At 74.7% G+C, this 19,872-nt stretch carries 20 protein-coding genes; 10 read left to right on the forward strand and 10 right to left on the reverse strand.

Annotation, left to right across the window (positions count from 1 at the left end; genetic code table 11):
* Window positions 1-32: 32 nt before the first annotated feature.
* A complete protein-coding gene (locus ACFWA9_RS15065) occupies window positions 33-1,202 on the reverse strand; it encodes a peptidoglycan recognition family protein (RefSeq protein ID WP_380387222.1) in 1,170 nt (389 codons plus the stop codon).
* Between the two features lie 445 nt (window positions 1,203-1,647).
* Between ACFWA9_RS15065 and ACFWA9_RS15070 the strand changes: the two genes are divergently transcribed.
* The 4 genes from ACFWA9_RS15070 (at window position 1,648) to ACFWA9_RS15085 (ending at window position 4,842) form a co-directional block, all read left to right on the forward strand.
* On the forward strand, window positions 1,648-2,022 hold the full coding sequence (locus tag ACFWA9_RS15070; RefSeq protein ID WP_380387304.1) for a hypothetical protein: 375 nt from the start codon (window positions 1,648-1,650) through the stop codon (window positions 2,020-2,022).
* Between the two features lie 265 nt (window positions 2,023-2,287).
* Window positions 2,288-3,940 (forward strand): AMP-binding protein, encoded by a 1,653-nt coding sequence (locus ACFWA9_RS15075; RefSeq protein ID WP_380387225.1) that lies wholly within the window; start codon window positions 2,288-2,290, stop codon window positions 3,938-3,940.
* Window positions 3,941-4,067: 127 nt separating this feature from the next.
* The gene (locus ACFWA9_RS15080; RefSeq protein ID WP_329491474.1) at window positions 4,068-4,439 is read left to right on the forward strand and encodes a PRC-barrel domain containing protein; all 372 of its coding nucleotides are present in this window, start codon (window positions 4,068-4,070) and stop codon (window positions 4,437-4,439) included.
* Window positions 4,440-4,551: 112 nt separating this feature from the next.
* Window positions 4,552-4,842, forward strand: a complete 291-nt coding sequence (locus ACFWA9_RS15085; protein WP_329491475.1) for a WhiB family transcriptional regulator — start codon at window positions 4,552-4,554, stop codon at window positions 4,840-4,842.
* Here ACFWA9_RS15085 and ACFWA9_RS15090 read toward each other — a convergent pair.
* Window positions 4,818-5,774: a GlxA family transcriptional regulator gene (locus tag ACFWA9_RS15090; protein WP_380387228.1), complete on the reverse strand. Its 957-nt coding sequence runs from the start codon at window positions 5,772-5,774 to the stop codon at window positions 4,818-4,820. The genes ACFWA9_RS15085 and ACFWA9_RS15090 overlap by 25 nt on opposite strands.
* A gap of 80 nt (window positions 5,775-5,854) precedes the next feature.
* Between ACFWA9_RS15090 and ACFWA9_RS15095 the strand changes: the two genes are divergently transcribed.
* Entirely contained in the window at window positions 5,855-6,790 is a 936-nt protein-coding gene (locus ACFWA9_RS15095; RefSeq protein WP_380387307.1) for an NADP-dependent oxidoreductase, read from the forward strand.
* A gap of 143 nt (window positions 6,791-6,933) precedes the next feature.
* A complete protein-coding gene (locus tag ACFWA9_RS15100; RefSeq protein ID WP_380387231.1) occupies window positions 6,934-7,917 on the forward strand; it encodes an aldo/keto reductase in 984 nt (327 codons plus the stop codon).
* Window positions 7,918-7,980: 63 nt separating this feature from the next.
* Here the strand turns inward: ACFWA9_RS15100 and ACFWA9_RS15105 are convergent, their stop codons facing one another.
* Window positions 7,981-10,350 (reverse strand): HelD family protein, encoded by a 2,370-nt coding sequence (locus tag ACFWA9_RS15105; protein ID WP_380387234.1) that lies wholly within the window; start codon window positions 10,348-10,350, stop codon window positions 7,981-7,983.
* A 660-nt stretch (window positions 10,351-11,010) separates the two neighbouring features.
* Between ACFWA9_RS15105 and ACFWA9_RS15110 the strand changes: the two genes are divergently transcribed.
* The gene (locus tag ACFWA9_RS15110) at window positions 11,011-12,375 is read left to right on the forward strand and encodes an FAD-dependent oxidoreductase (protein WP_380387237.1); all 1,365 of its coding nucleotides are present in this window, start codon (window positions 11,011-11,013) and stop codon (window positions 12,373-12,375) included.
* Between the two features lie 162 nt (window positions 12,376-12,537).
* On the opposite strand, the gene ACFWA9_RS15115 is transcribed toward ACFWA9_RS15110, so the two are convergent.
* From ACFWA9_RS15115 to ACFWA9_RS15125, 3 genes are all read right to left on the reverse strand, one after another.
* Window positions 12,538-13,467, reverse strand: a complete 930-nt coding sequence (locus ACFWA9_RS15115) for a hypothetical protein (RefSeq protein ID WP_380387240.1) — start codon at window positions 13,465-13,467, stop codon at window positions 12,538-12,540.
* A 123-nt stretch (window positions 13,468-13,590) separates the two neighbouring features.
* The gene (locus tag ACFWA9_RS15120) at window positions 13,591-14,532 is read right to left on the reverse strand and encodes an MBL fold metallo-hydrolase (protein ID WP_380387243.1); all 942 of its coding nucleotides are present in this window, start codon (window positions 14,530-14,532) and stop codon (window positions 13,591-13,593) included.
* Between the two features lie 128 nt (window positions 14,533-14,660).
* Entirely contained in the window at window positions 14,661-15,395 is a 735-nt protein-coding gene (locus ACFWA9_RS15125; protein WP_380387246.1) for a DUF4232 domain-containing protein, read from the reverse strand.
* 299 nt (window positions 15,396-15,694) lie between these two features.
* Here ACFWA9_RS15125 and ACFWA9_RS15130 point away from each other — a divergent pair, with 299 nt between their 5' ends.
* Window positions 15,695-15,865 (forward strand): hypothetical protein, encoded by a 171-nt coding sequence (locus ACFWA9_RS15130; protein ID WP_352295687.1) that lies wholly within the window; start codon window positions 15,695-15,697, stop codon window positions 15,863-15,865.
* 79 nt (window positions 15,866-15,944) lie between these two features.
* Here the strand turns inward: ACFWA9_RS15130 and ACFWA9_RS15135 are convergent, their stop codons facing one another.
* The gene (locus tag ACFWA9_RS15135; protein ID WP_380387249.1) at window positions 15,945-16,112 is read right to left on the reverse strand and encodes a hypothetical protein; all 168 of its coding nucleotides are present in this window, start codon (window positions 16,110-16,112) and stop codon (window positions 15,945-15,947) included.
* A gap of 44 nt (window positions 16,113-16,156) precedes the next feature.
* Here ACFWA9_RS15135 and ACFWA9_RS15140 point away from each other — a divergent pair, with 44 nt between their 5' ends.
* Window positions 16,157-16,753 carry a hypothetical protein gene (locus ACFWA9_RS15140; protein ID WP_380387252.1) on the forward strand — a complete coding sequence of 199 codons (597 nt, stop codon included), beginning with the start codon at window positions 16,157-16,159 and terminating at the stop codon, window positions 16,751-16,753.
* 60 nt (window positions 16,754-16,813) lie between these two features.
* Here ACFWA9_RS15140 and ACFWA9_RS15145 read toward each other — a convergent pair whose 3' ends face one another.
* A complete protein-coding gene (locus ACFWA9_RS15145; RefSeq protein ID WP_380387253.1) occupies window positions 16,814-17,251 on the reverse strand; it encodes a hypothetical protein in 438 nt (145 codons plus the stop codon).
* 206 nt (window positions 17,252-17,457) lie between these two features.
* The gene (locus ACFWA9_RS15150; RefSeq protein ID WP_380387256.1) at window positions 17,458-17,832 is read right to left on the reverse strand and encodes a MauE/DoxX family redox-associated membrane protein; all 375 of its coding nucleotides are present in this window, start codon (window positions 17,830-17,832) and stop codon (window positions 17,458-17,460) included.
* Between the two features lie 256 nt (window positions 17,833-18,088).
* Between ACFWA9_RS15150 and paaI the strand changes: the two genes are divergently transcribed.
* Window positions 18,089-18,526, forward strand: a complete 438-nt coding sequence (paaI, locus tag ACFWA9_RS15155) for a hydroxyphenylacetyl-CoA thioesterase PaaI (protein ID WP_380387259.1) — start codon at window positions 18,089-18,091, stop codon at window positions 18,524-18,526.
* Window positions 18,527-18,604: 78 nt separating this feature from the next.
* Here the strand turns inward: paaI and ACFWA9_RS15160 are convergent, their stop codons facing one another.
* The gene (locus tag ACFWA9_RS15160; protein ID WP_352295700.1) at window positions 18,605-19,870 is read right to left on the reverse strand and encodes a phenylacetate--CoA ligase family protein; all 1,266 of its coding nucleotides are present in this window, start codon (window positions 19,868-19,870) and stop codon (window positions 18,605-18,607) included.
* Window positions 19,871-19,872: the final 2 nt, after the last annotated feature.

Below are 19,872 nucleotides of genomic sequence, written 5' to 3' on the forward strand. Positions count from 1 at the left end.
GGGACACCCCCGCACCGCCCCGGCCGGCCGGGTCAGTGCCCGGGGGCGGGGACGGCCGCCACGTCGGCGCGCAGCGCCGGCAGGTCGGCGTACATCGTGCCGCCGGGGCAGTCGGTGGCCAGCCAGTCGCGGTGGCCGCTGATCATCTCGACCGGCTTGGTCACGCCGTTGACCGGGTTCACGAAGGTGACGTGCGCCTGGGGGTCCAGGTTGTGCGCGCGGGTCAGCACGGCGAGCAGCGCGGTCAGCGACGTGCGGGCCGGGGCGGTCGGCGCCTGGCTGCTGAGGGTGCCCAGCAGGGCGATGCCGATGTTGCCCGAGTTGAAGCCGGCGGTGTGGAAGGCCGTCACGGCGTTCCCGGCCGCGTCGTGCGCCGGGATGCCGTCGTCGCCCGACCAGCGGCCCTCGTAGATCCGTCCGGCCTCGTCGATCAGGAAGTGGTAGCCGATGTCGCCCCAGTCGTTGGTGATCGCGTGGTACTCGTAGATCGCCCGCACGGTGGCCGCCGGGTCCGGGTCGGCGTTGGCGGTGTCGGTGTGGTGCACCGTCAGGGTCTGCAACGGGTAGTACTTCGCGGGGGAGTTCTCCACGCCGTTCTTGAAGCGCTTGGACTCGTCGGCGCCCCAGGCCGCGCGGGAGAGGTACTCGACCCCGCAGAAGGTGACGGGCGTCGTCGGGGCGAGCGAGACCGTGCGGGCCGGGCCGTGCACGGTGTCGATGGCGGCGGAGCGGACGTTGGCGGCCCCGTCGGGCAGGCGCAGGTCGTAGCCGGGCGCGCCGTCGGCGGCGATCAGCGCGGTGGCGGTCCCGACCGTGCGGTCGGCGCCGTCCGGGCCGCCCGCGCAGCCGGCGGGCAGCGGCTGCCACGCCCCGCGGGTCGCGTCGTCGCGGTGCAGCCGGATGGCGGCGCCGCGGGCGGGGCCGTCCCAGCTGACGCCGACGTAGCGGATCGGGAAGTCCGCCCGCACGGTGGTGGCCTCGCGGCCCACCGCGGACAGCGCCCGGGTCTCGGGGACGCGGGCCGTCCGGGCGGCGAGCGGCTGGGCCCCGCCCGCGCCGGTGCCCGCGGCGTTGCCGGCGCCGGTGCCACTGCCGGCGGCGGCGGCGGCCGACGCGGCGGGGGTGACGGCGAGCGCGGCGGCGGTGGCACCGATCGCCGTGACGAGGGTGCGCCGGGTGACGGCGGGCTTCGGGTGGGGCATGGGCGGTCCTGTCTCGGGCGTGTGCGGGAACGGAGGGCCCGAGGATCGGCCCCGGATGCAGCGCCCCCCGCTGACAGAAGTTCAGTCAATGCCGAATGTACACAATTGACCGTGTCCATCCTGACGATCCAGGGTGATCTTTGCCCGAAAGTGCAGGTCGGACCGGGGATCGGCGGCCGGGGGCAGCCGCGCCGACCGCCGATCCCCGGCCCGTTGACCTTTGACAGGTGACCTTGAGCGTTTGCCAGGCGATCTTGACCACCCGTAGGTTCCTGCCACCTGATCTTGAGTGATGGTGGGGGAAGCGGCGGGGGTTGCTGCGCGGGCGTACGGCGATGCCGCGCGGGCGGAGTTCGAGCTCGGCTTCGTGGACGCCGACGGGGTCTGCTGGCTCTCGCCGGGGAATGCAGTTGAGCAGTTCGGGCCGGCCGGAGATGCTCCCTGCATGGCCCACACCGGAACCGAAATAGCTGACCAGGGATGGGACGGCCCCTGGTACCGCGTCCGCACAGACCGCTTCGAGGCGTCGTTCCTGCCCGGCGCAGGCGAGGCTCTGGACAGCGTCTGCAACATCGACGTGGAGGTCCGGCTGACAGCGGACGGCTCACGCTGGAGCGCGACCGTGTTCACCCTTGCCGAGGTCGAACGCCTCATGGAGAGGTGGTCCCGGACTGGCGAGGCGCTGGACGGCCGCTACTTCTGGTGCTCCGACGGCCTCATTGTCCGGGAGCCCGGCATCGACAACATGACGCAGGTGCTGGTCGGCCTATTCGACGACGGCGACTTCACCCAGGTCCTCCAGCGGCTCCACGACGAATGACGGCCCACGCTCAGTCAGCCAGGCGGTCAAACTCACCTGTCAATCGGTCGAGGTCGCCTGTCAGAGGTCACCCGTTCCCTGTGCGGTCGACGCGGTCCCGGCCCCTCGACCGCGGCGTCGAACCGGCCTGTCATGAGGTCCCCTCCGACGGGCCGCACGGGTGACGTCCCGTCACCGTCGCGGGCGGGAAGGGGCGATGACGCCGGGCGCGGCCTTGCATAGACTCGGTCGCCATTCGTCCGGGCGAGTCCAGGAGAGTCAGCGCATGACCAACCCGTCCCCCAGTTCCGCCGTCGGCACCTCGGCCACGCCCCTGCTGGACGACACCATCGGCGCGAGCCTCGACCGCGCGGTCCGCGCCTTTCCCGGCCGCGAGGCCCTGGTCGACCTGCCGTCCGGCCGTCGGTGGACGTACCGGGAGCTGGCCGAGGAGGTGGACCGGGTCGCGCTGGGGCTGCTGGCGCTCGGCGTCGGCCGGGGCGACCGGGTCGGGATCTGGGCGCCGAACTGCGCGGAGTGGGTGTTCACCCAGTACGCCACCGCGCGGATCGGCGCCGTCCTGGTGACCGTCAACCCCGGCTACCGGGCGCACGAACTGGACTACGTCCTACGGCAGTCGGGCATCCGCACGATCGTGGCCGCGGCCGCCTTCAAGACCTCCGACTACGCGGCCATGCTGGCCGAGACCGCCCCGCGCTGCCCCGCGCTGAAGGACGTCCTGCTGATCGGCTCGCCGGCCTGGACCGACCTGCTCGCCCGGGCCGAGCACGCCGACCGCGGCCCGCTGCACGCCGCCGCCGCGGCGCTGGGCCCGGACGACCCGATCAACATCCAGTACACCTCGGGCACCACGGGCTTCCCGAAGGGCGCGACCCTGTCGCACCGCAACATCCTCAACAACGGCTTCTTCGTGGGCGAGTTGTGCGGTTACTCGGAACACGACCGGATCTGCGTACCGGTGCCGTTCTACCACTGCTTCGGGATGGTGATGGGAAACCTCGCCGCGCTCTCGCACGGCGCCTGCGTGGTGATCCCGGCCGCCGGGTTCGAGCCCGCGACCACCCTGCGCGCGGTGGCCGCCGAGCGCTGCACCTCGCTCTACGGCGTCCCGACCATGTTCATCGCCGAACTCAACGACCCGTCCTTCGCCGAGCACGACCTCTCCAGCCTGCGCACCGGGATCATGGCCGGATCGCCGTGCCCCACCGAGGTGATGAAGCAGGTCGTCGAGCGGATGGGCATGCGCGACGTGTCGATCTGCTACGGCATGACCGAGACCTCCCCGGTGTCCGTCCAGACCCGGACGGAGGACCCGCTGGAGCGCCGGGTCTCCACCGTCGGACGGGTCGGCCCGCACCTCGAAGTGAAGGTCGTCGACCCGCGGACCGGCCGCACCGTGCCCCGTGGCACCCCCGGCGAACTGTGCACCCGCGGCTACTCGGTGATGATCGGCTACTGGGAGCAGCCCGACCGGACCGCCGAAGTCCTGGACGCCGACGGCTGGATGCACAGCGGCGACCTGGCGGTGATGGACGAGGAGGGCTACCTCACCATCACCGGGCGGATCAAGGACATGGTCATCCGCGGCGGCGAGAACATCTACCCGCGGGAGGTCGAGGAGTTCCTGCACACCCACCCGGACGTCCTGGACGCCCAGGTCATCGGCGTTCCCGACGCCACGTACGGGGAGGAGCTGATGGCCTGGATCCGGCTGCGCCCCGGCGCCCCCGAGCTGACCGCCGAGGGGCTGCGCGCCTTCTGCGCCGGCCGGATCGCGCACTACAAGATCCCGCGCTACGTGCACCTCGTCGACGAGTTCCCGATGACCGTCACCGGAAAGATCCGGAAGGTCGAGATGCGCGAGCAGGCCGTCGTCCTGCTGGACCTCGCCGCGGCGGCCGCCGAGGGGCACGCCTGACGGACCATCGGCCCGGATCGGGCGGATGTCCGCCACAGGGGTGTGGAGCGGCGCGTCCGGGGCAGCCGGGGTGCGAGGACGCGCCGCCCGGGACGGTCCGGGCGGCACCGAGCGGAAGGAATCCGGCATGAGCGACACGAGCGACATCGACATCTGGGCGTTCCGGTCGACCTCCGGCCACGTCGCCGACGGCGATCTGGTCGGCTTTCACGTGGAGGCGACCGACGGGCCGATCGGCAAGGTCGACCGGCACTCGCCGGAGGCCGGCTCGCAGTACCTCGTCGTCGACACCGGCCCGTGGATCTTCGGCCGCCAGGTCCTGCTGCCGGCGGGCACGGTGCTGCGCGTCGAGCAGGACGAGAAGAAGGTCTACGTCGACCGGACGAAGGACGAGATCAAGAACGGCCCGACGTTCGAGCCGATCGGGTACGACGAGGACATCGCCTACCTGGAGACCTTCGGCGCCTACTACGGCCCGTACTACGGCGGGCGGTACTGAGCGCTCCACCGCGCCGCACGCCCACCCGTCGCCATCCCGAACGAACGGCACGACACGTCTCGGTACCACCCGACACCACCCGACAACACTCCGAAGGGACGGAGTCAGCGCCATGACGAACATCGCACATCTGCCCGGGGCCCTCGACCACCGGTGGGACTGGCAGCGGCACGGTGCCTGCCGGTCCGCCGACAGCGGTCTCTTCTTCCACCCGGTCGGCGAACGCGGCGAGGCCCACGACTCGCGTGAGAGCGCCGCGAAGGAGGTCTGCGCCGGCTGCCCCGTACGGCGCGAGTGCCTGCGCTACGCCCTGGAGGCGCACGAGCGGTACGGGGTCTGGGGCGGCCTCGGCGAGGGCGATCGCCTGCGCCTGCGGCGTCAGGCCCGGAAGGTGCGCCGGTAGGCGCCCGGCGGCACGCCGATCGCGGAGTGCAGGTGCTGGCGCAGGGACGCGCCGGTACCGAAGCCCACCCGCTCGGCGATCCGGTTGACCGGCAGGTCGCTGCTCTCCAGCAGGTGCCTGGCCAGGTCGACGCGCTGCTGGGTGAGCCACTGGCCCGGGCTCAGCCCGACCTCGGCCCGGAAGCGCCGGGTGAAGGTGCGCCGGCTCATGCCCGCGTGGCCGGCGAGGTCGGTCAGCTGGAGGGGCTCGTGCAGCCGGTCGAGGGCCCATGCCCGGGTGGCGGACGTCCCGGCGTCCGTGCTCTCCGGGACGGGCCGTTGCACGTACTGGGCCTGGCCCCCCTCGCGCTGCGGCGGGACGACGCAGCACCGGGCGACCAGATTGGCGACGGCGCTGCCGTGGTCGGAGCGGATCAGGTGCAGGATCAGGTCGATGCCGGCCGCTGCGCCGGCCGAGGTGAGGATCCGCCCGGTGTCGACGAACAGGACGTCGGGGGCGAGGTCGACCTCCGGGTAGAACCGCCGGAACCGGTCGGCGTGCCGCCAGTGGGTGGCGGCGGCCCGGCCGTCGAGCAGACCGGCCGCGGCGAGCACGAAGGTGGCGATGCAGATCCCGGCGATCCGTGCGTCGGGGCGCAGCAGCGCCAGTGCCTCGGCGACGCGCGGCGGCAGGGAGTCCCGGTCGACGATGCCGGCGAACTCCTCGGAGGCCGGGATCACCAGCGTGTCGGCGCCGGCGAGCGCGCCGCGGTCGTGTTCGACGCTGATGGAGAAGTCGGCGGAGGTACGGACGGGCCGGCCGTCGAGCGAGCAGGTGACCACCTCGTAGAGGGGCCGGCCCTCGGTGTCCGTGGCGGCTCCGAAGAGTCGGGAGGCGAGGCTCAGCTCGAACGGGATGACTCCGTCCAGGGCCAGGACGACGATGCGGTGCATGGCCCAATTCTTGCACAGCATGACCTTCGGGCCGCTATCCGCGCTGGTCGGGGCCGGAGCATCCTGGATGCATGAGCACCATGAAAGCCATCACCCAGTACACCTACGGCGGCAGCGACGTCCTGCGCGAGGTCGAGACCGAGCGCCCGGAGCCCGGTCCGTCGGAGGTCCTCGTCCGCGTCCGGGCCGCGGGCATGAACCCCACCGACTGGAAGCACCGCCAGAACCCCGGTTTCCTCGACCGCCTCCCGCTGGTCCTCGGCTGGGACGTCTCCGGCGTCGTCGAGGCGGTCGGCCCGGGCGTGACGATCCACCGCCCCGGCGACGAGGTCTTCGGGATGCTGCCCTACCCCTACGGCGTCGGCTCGTTCGCCGAGTACGCGGTGGCCCCGGCCCGCGCGCTGGTCCGCAAGCCGGCCGGGGTCGACCACGTGCAGGCGGGCGCGATCCCGCTGGCGGCGCTGACCGCCTGGCAGGTGCTGGTCGACGCGGCGGGCGTCCGGCCCGGCGAGCGCGTCCTGATCCACGCGGCGGCGGGCGGTGTCGGCCACCTCGCCGTGCAGATCGCCAAGACCCGCGGCGCGTACGTGATCGGCACGGCCAGCGCCCCCAAGCACGCGCTGCTGCGCGAACTGGGCGCCGACGAGCTGATCGACTACCGCACGGAGGACTTCACCCGGATCGCCCCGGTCGACCTCGTCCTGGACACCATCGGCGGCGACACCGCGATCCGCTCGCTGGACACCCTGAAGCCGGGCGGCCGGCTGATCAGCATCGCGCTCGGAGCGCTGCCCGCCGACCTCGCCGAGCAGGCCGCGGCCCGGGGCGTCGAGGCCGTCCCGCTGCTGGTCGAGGCCGATCAGGCCGGTATGCGGGCGATCGCCGGGCTGGTCGAGGCGGGCGAGCTGCGGGCCGTCGTGGAGGCGGTCTTCCCGCTCGCCGACGCGGCCAAGGGGCACGACCTGGGTGACACCGGCCGGGTCACCGGGAAGGTCGTGCTGACCGTCGGCGAGTAGCGCCCGAACGCACCGCCCGCCGAACCCACCGCCGCCCGTACGCACCGCCGCCCGGCCCGCCCCGACACGTCGGGGCGGACCGGGCCGGGCGGCCATCGCGCCGCCTCGCCGCCGGTGAGGTGCCCCTGTGAGAGGCTCGCCCCATGGAACAGCGTGTACTCGGCCGCACCGGCCGACCCGTCTCCGTCGTGGGGCTCGGTACCTGGCAGCTCGGCGCGGACTGGGGTGACGTCCGCGAGGAGGACGCGCTCGACGTCCTGGACACCTCCGTCGAGGCCGGCGTCACCCTCTTCGACACCGCCGACGTCTACGGCGACGGCCGCAGCGAGCAGCTGATCGGCCGCTACCTGAAGGGCCGCCCGGACGCCGGGGTCTTCGTCGCCACCAAGTTCGGCCGCCGGGCCGAGCAGCGCCCGGAGCACTACAACCTCGCCAACTTCCGTGCCTGGTCCGACCGTTCCCGCTCCAACCTGGGCGTGGGCCGGCTCGACCTGGTGCAGCTGCACTGCCCGCCGACGCCGGTCTACTCCGACGACGAGGTGTACGACGCCCTGGACACCCTGGTCGCCGAGGAACGGATCGCCGCCTACGGCGTCAGCGTGGAGACCTGCGCGCAGGCCCTGACCGCGATCGCCCGGCCCGGTGTCGCGAGCGTCCAGATCATCCTGAACGCCTTCCGGCTGAAGCCGCTGGAGCTGGTCCTGCCCGCCGCCGCGGCCGCCGGGGTGGGCATCCTGGCCCGCGTGCCGCTCGCCTCGGGGCTGCTCTCCGGCCGCTACACCGCGCGGACCGCGTTCGCCGCGGACGACCACCGCAGCTACAACCGGCACGGCGAGGCCTTCGACCAGGGAGAGACCTTCTCCGGCGTCGACTTCGCGACCGGCGTCGAGGCGGCGGCGGAGTTCGCCGCACTCGCGTCCGGGGAGGCGACCCCGGCGCAGACCGCACTGCGCTGGATCATCCAGCAGCCGGGCGTCACGACGGTGATCCCCGGTGCGCGCAACCCCGAGCAGGCCCGGGCGAACGCCGCCGCGGCCGACCTCCCGCCGCTGCCCGGGGCGACCCTCGCCGCCGTCCGGGACCTCTACGACCGCCGGATCCGCGCCCAGGTCCACGGGCGCTGGTGACCTCCCGCCGGTGAGGCGTGTGCCACCCGACCGGGCGGCACACGCCTGCGCGGGAGCCGCGCCTCAGCGGGCCTCCAGGCCCTCCAGCATCGCCGGCAGCTCCCGGCTGTGCACGACCCCGAGGCTCTTCGTCGCGCGGGTGAGGGCGACATAGAGGTCGTTCCCGCCGCGGGAGTGCGCCGCGAGGATCTCGTCGGGCTCCACGACGAGGACGGCGTCGAACTCCAGCCCCTTGGACTGCGCCGCCGTCATCAGGACGACCGGCGAGTCCAGCGACGCCGGGCCGTCGGCACGCGCCACACCGGCCAGCCCGGCCAGCTCGTCGACCAGCTCGACCGGGAAGCCGGGGGCGTGCAGGATCGCCATCCGGCGGCCGTCCAGCTCCGCGATCTCCCGCTCGACGACGGCGCGCAGGGCCGCGCCCCGGTTCTCCTCGGGGATCCGCAGGCTCCACGGAACGGTCCCGCCGCCGCGCACCGCGGTCGGGGCGGTGAGCGCCGGGTCGACCGCCCGCAGGACGCCCTCGGTGACCCGCATGATCTCGGCCGGGGTCCGGTAGTTGATGGTGAGTTCCACCGTGCGCCAGCGCCCGGCGGTGTACTCGTCGAGCGCCTCGCCCCAGGAGTTCAGCCCGGCCGGGGCGCCGGTCTGGGCCAGGTCGCCCACGATCGTCATGGACCGGCCGGGGCAGCGGCGGGTCAGCAGCCGCCAGGCCATCGGGGAGAGCTCCTGCGCCTCGTCCACGATGATGTGCCCGAAGCCCCAGGTCCGGTCCTCGGCCGCGCGCTCGGAGAGCGGCCGGAACTCGCCCTCGCCCTGGTACTGGCGCGTCAGCAGCTCCGCGTCGATCTCGGCCAGCCCCGCGCCGAAGTCCTCCAGGACGACCTTGGCGAACTCCAGCCGCTCGGCCTCGGCGGCGGCGTCGGCCCGGCGGGTGACGGCGCTGCCCGGCAGCGGGCCGAGGAGTTCGGCGGCCTCGTCGAGCAGCGGCACGTCGTCGGTGGTCCAGGGAGCGGCCGGCTCGTCCGGACCGGGCCGCTCGCGCAGCAGGGCGGCGCGCTCGGCCTCGGAGAAGTCCGGCATGGCGTCCGCGAGCAGCTCCGGGGAGGCGAACAGCGCGGTGAGCAGCTGCTCCGGACCGAGCAGCGGCCACAGCTTCTCGGCCAGGGCCTGGAAGTCGCGCTCGACGACGAGCGCGTCGGCGAGGTCGACCACGTCGTCCAGCGCCATCTCCCCGCCCCGGTCCCTGGCGATCCGCAGGGCCAGCTCGGAGGAGAGCCGCTCCACCAGGGCGGCCCGGGCCGCGTTGTGGGGCTCGCCGGTCCGGTGCGCGGCGGCGTGCGCCCGCTCGCAGAGCGCCCGTCCGATCACGAGCTCCTCCTGGTGCGGCGAGCTGCGGCCGACGGTGATGGTCCAGGGCTCCTCTTGCTCCGGGAGCTGCCGCAGGCCCTCCAGCGCGGTGGCGAGCACCCGCGCCATCCGGGCGTCGCCCTTCACGGCGGCGGCCTCCGGCGTCTCGGTGTCCGCCCCGGTCACGCCCGGGTAGAGGGCGCCGATGCTGCTCAGCACGACCTCGCTCTCGCCGAGCGCGGGGAGCACCTGGTCGATGTAGCGCAGGAACGTCCTGTTCGGCCCGATGACCAGCACACCGCGCTTGGCCAGGCGGTCGCGGTGGGTGTAGAGGAGGTACGCGGCGCGGTGCAGGGCGACCACGGTCTTGCCGGTGCCCGGGCCGCCCTGGACGACCAGCACGCCGCTCAGCTCGGAGCGGATCACCCGGTCCTGCTCGGCCTGGATGGTCGAGACGATGTCCCCCATCCGGCCGGTCCGGGCCGCGGTCAGCGAGGCGAGCAGGGCGCTCTCCCCGCTGAGGCCGGAGCCGTCCCGGCCCTCCAGGGCACCCATGGCGAAGGCGTCGTCGTCGAAGTCGACGACGGTCCGCCCCTTGGTCCGCAGGTGCCGTCGCCCCGTCACCCCGCCGGGCGCGGCGGGCGTCGCGCGGTAGAACGGCTCCGCGGCCGACGCCCGCCAGTCGGTGAGCAGCGGCTCGTGGTCGTCGTCCGCGAGGGCGATCCGGCCGATGTACTGCCGCTCGCCGTCGGCGGTGTCGAGCCGGCCGAAGCAGAGCCCGTACTCCGCGGCGTACAGCTCCGCCAGCCGGCGGGTGTGGTGGAGCTCCATGGTGTCGCGCTCCAGGCGGGACTGGAGCGTGCCGCCCTGCTCCTGGCGGTGGACCGCGCGCAGCCGGGCCGTCGCCAGTTCGCGCCGGCTCTCCAGCCGGTCGTAGAGCCGGCCGACGTAGGCGTTCTCCGCCCGCAGCTCCCGGGCCCGCCAGTCGTCGGAGGGCAGGGCGGCGCCCGAGCCCGCCCCGGTCCCGGCTCCGGCATCGACACCGGCGGGACGTTCGGACGAGGACGACGACGTGGGGACCATGGCCAGCTCCATTGACTCAGGGGTCCTCGACCGACCGGGCGACCGAGGGTGGCGGTGCGAGGACCGCCGTGTGCGACACGGGAAGGCCCGGGGCCGGCGCCTGCGCTCGGCCGGCGGCCCGGGACGGGGACACTCAGGATAATGATCTTGGGAAAACGGCGGACCCGGAAGCCGGTGCCGCCGTGCGCCGCGGGGGCGCGAATCCGGGCCGCTGCGCCTCCATATCCGCAGGTCCCGGCCTCGGCGGACAATTCTGCGGTACGACGGGGGCCTTGCCGCAAGACCCCCGGTGCGCTATAAGTTGGGAGTGGAAAGGAGTGGGTCGACCTCCTTCCCGTTCATCGTCCGCAGTGGTCGGACACCCCCGTACGAAGCGCGGTGAGCCCGCGTCCCGCCGTGCCCTCCGCTGCCGCCGCGCCGGTGCCGCGCCCGTTCGGACGGGTCGGTCGGGGGCATGCCGGAGTCCCCGGAGCCTCTCACACTCCGCGGCGCGGATGGGTGGCCCCGGGCGGCGGCCGGATCCCGTACCAGAGGCCTCCGCGCCCCGCCCATAGGTTGGCTCTATGAGGTCATAGCTCCGGGCCCCCTACAGCAGTGCAGACTGCGGAGGTTTGCTACGAACGTCCGTCTGCCGCTCGCCCGTCCGGAGGAACGCCCGCCATGTCCCGCCCGATCCGCATCGCGATCGTCGGAGCCGGCCCCGCCGGCATCTACGCCGCAGACGCCCTGCTCAAGTCCGACGCCGCCCAGGCCCCGGGCGTCTCCATCGACCTGTTCGAGCGGATGCCCGCGCCGTTCGGCCTGATCCGCTACGGCGTCGCCCCCGACCACCCCCGGATCAAGGGCATCGTCACCGCGCTGCACCAGGTCCTGGAGAAGCCCGGCATACGCCTGTTCGGCAACGTCGACTACCCGAACGACCTCACCCTGGACGACCTGCACCGCTTCTACGACGCGGCGGTCTTCGCCACCGGTGCGACCGCCGACCGGGCACTCGACATCCCCGGCGTCGGCCTGGACGGCTCCCACGGCGCCGCCGACTTCGTCTCCTGGTACGACGGGCACCCCGACGTCCCCCGGACGTGGCCGCTGGAGGCCCGCAAGGTCGCCGTGCTCGGCGCGGGCAACGTGGCGCTCGACGTGGCCCGCATCCTCGCCAAGACCGCCGACGAACTGCTCTCCACCGAGATCCCGCCGAACGTCCACGCCGGCCTGACGGCCAACCAGGCGCTGGAGGTGCACGTCTTCGGCCGCCGCGGCCCGGCCCAGGCCAAGTTCAGCCCCATGGAGCTGCGGGAGCTCGACCACTCCCCGACCATCGAGGTCGTCGTGGACCCCGAGGACATCGAGTACGACGACGGCTCGATCGCCGAGCGCCGCGCCAGCAAGCACGCCGACATGGTCGCCTCCACCATCGAGAACTGGGCCATCCGCGACGTCGGCGACCGCCCGCACCGCGTCCACCTGCACTTCTTCGAGTCGCCCGTCGAGGTGACCGGCGAGGACGGCCGGGTGAGCGGCCTGCGCACCGAGCGCACCGAACTCGACGGCACCGGCAACGTCCGGGGCACCGGCCGGTTCACCGACTGGGACGTCCAGGCCGTCTACCGCGCCATCGGCTACTACTCCGACGAGCTGCCGAAGGTGCCCTTCGACCCGATCAGCGGCACCGTCCCCAACGAGGCCGGCCGCGTCCTGACCGCCGACGGCTCCCACCTCGCCGCCACCTACGTGACCGGCTGGATCAAGCGCGGCCCCGTCGGTCTGATCGGCCACACCAAGGGCGACGCCAACGAGACCGTCGCCTGCCTGCTGGCCGACCACGCCGCCGGCCGCCTCCCCGGCGCCGTCGCGCCCGAGCCCGACGCGGTGGTGGCCCACCTGCGCGGCCAGGGCGTCCGCTTCACCACCTGGGACGGCTGGAAGGAACTCGACGCGCACGAGCGCGCCCTCGGCGCGGCCGAGGGCCGCGACCGCGTCAAGGTCGTCGACCGCGAGGAGATGCTCCGCCACAGCGGCGCCTGACGCCCCGCCCGGGGCCGGCATGCCCGGGGGTGCCGGCCCCGGCGCACGCTCCTGGCCCCGGCGGACCGCCGGACCGCTGGACTCGACGGCGGCGGGTCCGCGGGCCGCTGCGGCGCCGCGCAAGCGTCGGCCTTCAGGCCGGACGGCGGGACGGCACCCGGGTCAGCCGGTCGGGGTGGAGAGCGCGGCCGTGAAATGGGCGGGCAGGCTGCCGGCGGTGAGGGCGGCGGCCAGGTCCTTGGCCTCGTCCTCGGTGAAGGTGCCGCTGATCACGGCCGATCCGCCGGTGATCGCCTCGGCGACGTAGGGGGCCGAGAGGACCGTGCCGTCCACCGTGACGGCCATCTGGTTGGTGGGCTGCGGCTGCGGGGCGATCCTGCCGGTGAGGGCGGCGAAGGCGGTGCCGCCCTGCGGGGTGAAGTCCACCTGGACCTGCCAGCGGCCCACGGTCTGGCTGTCGAGCACTGCCGAGGCCTTCGCGACGTCGGTGCCCTGGAGGGCGGCCGGGGCCAGCGCGTACTTCATCACCACCGGGGCCGCCTTGGTGGCGGTGCCGCAGATCGCCACGGCGGTGCCCGGATCGACGGCGGCGGGGAGGGCGGCGGCCGGTGCGCCGCAGCTCAGCGCGGCGAACCCGGCGGCGAGTTCGGGCGGCACCGTGCCGGTCGGGGCGACCTCCGCCGCGCCGGGGGACGGGGTACCGGCTACCGCCACGGCCAGGACCGGGCGGAAGTCCAGCGCGGCCCGGCGGCCGAGCGCCGCGAGGCGGTCCCCGGCGACCTGTCCGGCGACCGAGAGCCGCAGCGCGGCGGCCGCCGGCTCGACCCGGGCGTCCGGCAGGCCGCGCGCCTCGGCGCGCTTGCGCAGCAGTTCGGCCGCCTGCTTCAGCTGCCCCTCGTCCAACGGGTGGTCGGGGGTGTAGACGGCGACGGTCCGGCCGGTGGGTGTGGCGGTCGACGGGGCGGGCGGCGGCCCGGGCCGGGAGTCGCCGCCGGAGGAGCACGCGGTGACGGCCGCCCCGGCGAGCAGGAGCGCGGCCGCCGAGAGGAACGCGCGGGGGCGGTGCCGGACCGTCGCGGAGGTGGTTGCCATGGCGTCAGTCTGCCAGCACGGCCGGCGCGCCGGGGGCGAACGGCCAGGCGGGCAATGGGCGTTCCGCTCCGCCGCGCCCGACCGCCGGTCGCGCCGGACCTCCGGGACCCCTGTCGGCCCCGGTCAGCCCGTGCGGTAGGAGAGCACGAAGTCGTCGAAGGCGTGCCGGCCGGGGCGGGCGGCCGCCTCGTCCAGGGCGCGCCGGATGTCGTGGAGCTGGGCGACCGTCATCTGCAGGGGCGGCTCGTCGGGTTGGTAGGTGTACCGGATCGGGTAGTCCACCCCCGGCCGGTCGGTCATCTCGATGTGGCAGCCGAGCACGTGGCTGACCGGGTGGTCGGCGGCGAAGGCGATCAGCCGGTCGATCGTCGCGACGTAGGCGTCCCAGTCGGCGATGTAGAGCCGCCCCGGGTAGACGGTGTCGCCGGTGAGCAGGAAGCCGGTGAACGGGTCGTAGTAGGTGATGGCGGCCTCGTGGTGGCCGGGACTGGTCAGACAGGTCAGCGTCCGCCCGCCGAGGTCGAGCCGGGCCGGGAGGTCGGGATCGTCGCCCAGCCCGAGGAACGCCCGGACGGTGTCGGCGGCCGCGTCCACCACGACGGTGTCGGGCCGGTCGGCGAACTGCGCGTCCCCCGCGACGTGGTCGCCGTGGCCGTGACTGTGCAGGACGAGCAGCCGGTAGCCGGTGCGGGGGTGGCGGGCGAGCCACCGCGCGACCAGCTCGTCGACCACGCGGCGGAGCGGGAAGAGCTCGGGGGACGCGGTGGCGCCGGTGTCGATCAGTACCGCCCGCTCGCTGCCGAAGAGCAGGAAGAGGAACGGCGCCTCGTAGTTCACGGCCATGTTCTGCCGGAGGATCACGGTGTGCTCGTCGTAGTGGTGGACCTGGAGTTCCGGGTCGGTGTTGTGCTTCGCCGACTCCGAGCCGTGGATCCAGCGCACGTCCAGGGAGCGCCCGGCGGCGTGCTCGGCCAGGTTCGAGAAGTCGATCGGGGCCGGAGAGCCCATCGGGGCCGGGGGGCCGGCCGGGTCCGTGCAGGCGGTCGGGTGCGGGCCGGAGGTCATGCGGTCTCCCGTCGGTGTCGTTCGCACCGGCCGGGTGCGCCACCCGCCCCGTCCGGCGTCGGCTCGACCGGGAGCCGCCCTCGCGAACCTAGCAGCCGCCCCCGGCCCCGGGAGCCGGGCGGGCCCGGTCAGAAATCGTCGGCGCCGTTGCGCAGCTCGTACGTCCAGTAGCCGGTGGCCCAGGCCGCCGGGTCGACGGCGATGCCGCCGTTGCCGGGGGCCTTGACGGTGGCCGGGCCGCTGCCGCCGTCGAGGGCGACGGAGAAGGCGGTCACCGGCTCGTTGTTCTCGTGCACGCCGCCGTCGGACAGCTTCACGAGGGCGTAGGCCGGGGCGCCGGCGGTGAGGACGACGGGTGCGGCGGGCCTGCTCTTGGCCACGGCGGGCACGTTCTCGCGGTGGCTCTCCAGGAACCGGATCCGGGGGTACTCGCTCAGCCGGCAGCTGTGGCCGGAGGTGTTCTTCGCGGTCAGGACGAGGTGCGTGTAGGGCGGGCCGTCCTGGAGGGCGGCGCTGATGGCGACATCCTTGACGGCGCAGAGCGGCGCGGACGCCGCCGCCGGATCGGCGGGTGCCTGCGTGGCACCGGTCGGCCGCGCGGAGGGGGTGCTCGTCCCGGCGCCGGCGCCGGCGCCGGTCTTGGCGCCGGAGGGGGCGGCGGTGTTCGGCGCGGTGCCGGCGGCGGTACCGGCGGAGGTGGTGGTGGCCCCGGTGGCGGTGGGCGTGGACTGCGCGGCCGTCGTGGGCGCCGGTGCGGTCCCGCTGTCCGCGGGGTTCCCGCCGCAGGCGGTGAGGACGAGGGCGAGCGCGGCGGCGCCCGTCGCGGCCAGGGCGGTGGTGCGTCGGCGGTGAGTGGTGCGCATGGGAGGCCCCCGGTGTCTGTGGTGCGGTGCGGAACCCGGTCTGCCGGGTCTGGGCACGACCTTGGCCCGGGGGCCGTTCCGGCCGCCAGGGCCGGCCGCGGATTCGGGACGCTGGAATGTTCTTCGGCCTCTGACCTGCGCGAACGTGGCGGCCTGGAACGGCCGCGCGGAACGGCCGGGTCGGGCGGAGCGGCTCGGGCGGGGTGGCGGGAGGATCGGCGCCGGCCGGGAGAAATACCCCCTTGGGTATATTCGAGAGGGCGGCCGGTCGGGCCGCCCCGAAGAAGAAGGAGGGCGTCATGTGTCGACGCGTCGTCTGTCGGTCCTGCGGAAAGCCGGGCTACGCCGGGTGCGGCATGCACGTGGACCAGGTGCTGGCCGGGGTACCCCGGGCCGACCGCTGCGCATGCGGGAAGGACGGCGGCCGGGCCGCCGGAGGCTGGCTGGGCAAGCTGTTCGGCCGCCGCTGACCGGCCCGGCGGGGCGCGGCCGAAGGGACGAGGCTCGGCCGCGACCGGTGGAGCCGTGGGGTGCGGTGGGGAGTCGCGGTCAGGGGGTGCGGAGCGGGAGGGTGCGGAGGTGGCCGCCGAGGTTCCCGTCGTCGGTGCCGAGCACGGTGTCGGGGGTGTCGGGCAGGCACTCCACGCCCTCGACCTTGCGCCCCGGGAAGGCCGCCAGGACGGTCGGCGGGGTGCACCGGCGCGGCGGGCGTCGCATCGCCGCGCTCCTCGCCGGGTAGGGGAGCAGCCGGGGGTGAGTCCATGCGGGGTGCGGCGGGGGCGTCGTTCGTGGTGGTGTCGGGGGTCTGCTGGCTGGTGCCCGCGGTGCTGAGCGCCTGGGGGATCCTCGAACTGCGGGACCACGGCCCGGCGCTGGTGGCCGCGGGCTGCTTCGCGGCGGTCGTGCTGGGCTGCGTGGCCGCCGTGGTCCGGTTGGCCACGGGGAACGCGGAGCGGACGGCGGCCGCCCTGTCCGGCCTGCTGGCCTCCTGGATCGGCCTCCTGGTCTGCGGGTTCGGCATGCAGGAGCAGCAGCTGCTGCACGACCGGGGGGTCACCTCCGAGGCCGAAGTGGTCCGGACGGTCGTCGGCTCGGACCCGATGGCCGGTCAGGGGCCCTCCGTGACCGGGGCCGACGTGCGGCTGGCCGACGGGACCGAGGTCGCCGGCATCGGGACCGGGGGCAGGCGCGTCGCGCTCGGTGACCGGCTCCAGGTGACCGTGGACCCGCGAGGCACCGTCGATCCCCGCCTCGGCCCGCGCCCCGGTCCGGCGGACCGCACGGTGGCCGTCGTCCTGCTGGTCGTGATGGCCGGGCTCGCCCTGTTCGGGGGTGCCGCGATGGCCGACGAGCTCTGAGGCGGCGAGCTCCGGGCCGGCGAGCTCCGGGCCGACCGGGTCGGCCCGGGGGGGGCGGGATCAGCGGGGGGCCGGCCCGATCTCGGTCGACCCGCCGGCGCACGGGGGAGCGGCGCGCCGGCACTCCCGGGGCGGGCAGTCCGCGACGGGTGCGGCGGACGGCTCGTGGCGGGTGAGCAGGGACCAGAGCACCCAGCCGGTGACCCCGGTGCGGGTGACCGCGACCTTGCCCCAGCGGGTGCCGAGCGGGGAGGTCCAGGTGTCCAGGACCTCGACCCGGTCGCCGCAGTGCGTCAGGCCGAGCACCGTGTCGTTGACCGAGTGGTCGCGGCGGACGTTGGCGGCGCCCGCCGCGACCTCCCAGCCGGTGCGGCCGTTCTCGGGCGGCCGGGGCGCGGGGTCCGCGCCGGCCGGCCGGTCGCCGCTGGCGGCCACCGCCGGCAGGACCAGGATCGTCAGGGACAGGACCGCCGAAGCGGTCCGTCCGATCAGGCGCACCGGGAACTCGGTCGAACGGTCTGTGTGGGCATGTACGGCAGAACGAGCGGGCGATGCGTGTGCGGACCGTTTCCGCCGCGCGCCACCCGGACGGCGGCTGCCGACTCGGTCGATCGGGTGGCGTCCCGTGTCCCGGCCCGGCGGGGGCCGGTGGGGCGCCGCACCGCCGCCGGGCAGACCCGGTGGGCCCGGGTGCCGGGGGCCGGTCAGCCCCGCGGCCGCCGGCCGACCCGCAGGGCCCACAGGATCAGCGGCACCTGGAGCGGCAGCCGGGCCACGGCGAGGGCCGGCAGCGGGGCCGGCCGGTGCCGCCAGTCGTAGGCCATCTTCACGTTGGCCGGGAACACGGCGGCGAAGAGGCCCGCCGCGGCCAGGGCGCCGACCCGCCGGGTGCGCGGTACGGCGACCACCGCGCCGATGGCGAGTTCGGCGACGCCGCTCGCGTACGTCCAGCCCCGCCGGCTGCCCGGGAGCCGCTTGGGCACGGTCGCCTCGAACGGGCGGGGCGCGGCGAAGTGCAGCACCCCGGCGCCGAGCAGCAGACCGCTCAGGAGCCGGGTGGAGAGTCTCGATCGCTTCACGGTCACTCCTCGGACGATGTGGTGCCCCGGATGCGGTCGGCGGGGCGTGCCGGGGGCCGCGCCCGGCGATGGTTACCGAACAGTAGCGTCCCGTCGTCCGGGCGGGAAGGCGTCCCCGGGACCGCCGGTGTGCCACGCGCTGTCCGGGAGGAGGGTCATTGACAGGCGGTGCCGCGGCTCGGTGTAATCCGGAGCGCAGGATGACGGGCGGTGCTGGTTCGGCCACCTGCCGGGCCCTCGGGGAAGGCGGGACGTCGTGGACGCGGACACCGGAGCGGCCCCGGCCGGGGAGTCGGCGATCGACGCGCTGTACGCCCGGGACCGGGCCTGCCACGCGCTGGGCATCACCCTCGACGAGGTGTCCGCCGGACGGGCGCTGATGCGCATGCGGGTCGGCCCGGACATGGTGAACGGCCACGGGACGGCGCACGGCGGCTTCCTGTTCCTGTTCGCCGACGCGGCGTTCTCCTACGCGTGCAACAGCCACGGACCGGTGACCGTGGCCCAGGCCGCGCAGGTGACCTTCCTGGCCCCGGCCGAGGCCGGCGACGAGCTGGTCGCGGAGGCGGTGGAGCGGGCCAGCGCCGGGCGGCAGGGGATCTACGACGTGACCGTCCGGCAGGCGACGGGCAAGGTCGTCGCGGAGTTCCGCGGGCAGAGCGTCGTCATCGCCGGCCGGCCACCGGTGGGCTGACCGGCCCACCCGGCGGCCCACCAGCGACAGACCGGCGGCCCCGCCCGCGGCGCTCAGTCCCGGGGCCGCCCGTGCTGCTCAGTCCCGGGGCCGCTCGTCCACCACCTGACGGAGCTTGCCCGTCCGGGGGTTGGTCGCCAGCTCGGCGCGGGGCACCCACTCGACGGCGAGGTGGTGGATCGCGCCGGACGCCACCTCGGCCGGGTAGAGCGGCACGGCCGCGTACACGGCCGCGACCAGCCGTTCGCCGAGCCCGCCCGGCGCCGCCGGCGGCGGCCCGGTGTACCCGAGGCGCAGCACGAGGCCGTCCCGGCCGTCCCAGCGGCGCTGCACCAGCTGCAGGCCCGAGATGACCCGGTCGGGGTCGGCGGCGAGCAGTACCGCGCGGATCTCCTCGGTCGGCAGGGCCACCGTGCCCACCCGGGCGCCCTCGTTCGACCGGCCGACCAGCCGGAACGTCCCGCGCTCCGGGTCGACCCACTCGGCGCGGTCCCCGGTCGGGTACCGGAGGATCGGCATCAGGGTGCGGAACAGATTGGTGACCACGACCCGGCCGGGCACGCCCGCGGCCGTGACCGGCTCGCCGGTCACCTCGTCGACCAGCTCCACCACCGTGCGGTCCGGGAAGGCCTCGTGGACGCGGACGTCGTCGCCCGGCACCGGCGCGCCGACCAGGCCGGCGTCGTTCGAGGCGTAGCCGACCGAGGAGACGGCCGCCTTCGGGAAGGCCTGCGACAGGATCGGCCGCAGGTCGGCGAAGAGCAGGTCGCCGCCGAAGAGCAGCAGTTCCACGGAGTCGGCGCTGCGCCCGCGCCGGACCAGGCACTCGGCCACCGCGCTGAGCTTCATCGGCTCGCCCGCGAGGACGTGCACGCCGAAGCCGGTGATCAGGTCGACCACGTAGTCGTCCGGCGCGGCGCAGCCGACCGGCAGGCGGACGTTCTCCACCGGCGCGTGGTGCAGCGCGTTCTCGATGTAGAGGAAGCCGCCGTAGAGTTCGCCCGCGCAGAACAGGTTGGCCACCCGGTGGCCGGGTTTCAGACCGGCCCGGACCATGCCCGCGCCGAAGGCGGTGACGGAGTCGGCGTGCTCGGTGCGCGACCAGGGGGAGAACTTCGGGACGCCGGTGGTGCCCCCGGTCTTGTAGACGCCGGCGTCGGTGAGCGGGCCGGTCAGCAGCCGGTTGTCCGGCCAGGTGTTGGCGGCCCAGAACGCGGTCTGGTCGATGAGGGGAAGTTCGGTGAGGTGCGAGATCGTCCGGGGGACGTCGCGGTACGCCTCCGCGTAGAACGGCGAGTGGCCGCGGGCGAAGTCGACCAGCTCCTGAAGCGGTTTCGCGGGCACTG

Origin of the sequence: Kitasatospora sp. NPDC059973 (assembly GCF_042737525.1) — a bacterium.
GTDB lineage: Bacteria > Actinomycetota > Actinomycetes > Streptomycetales > Streptomycetaceae > Kitasatospora.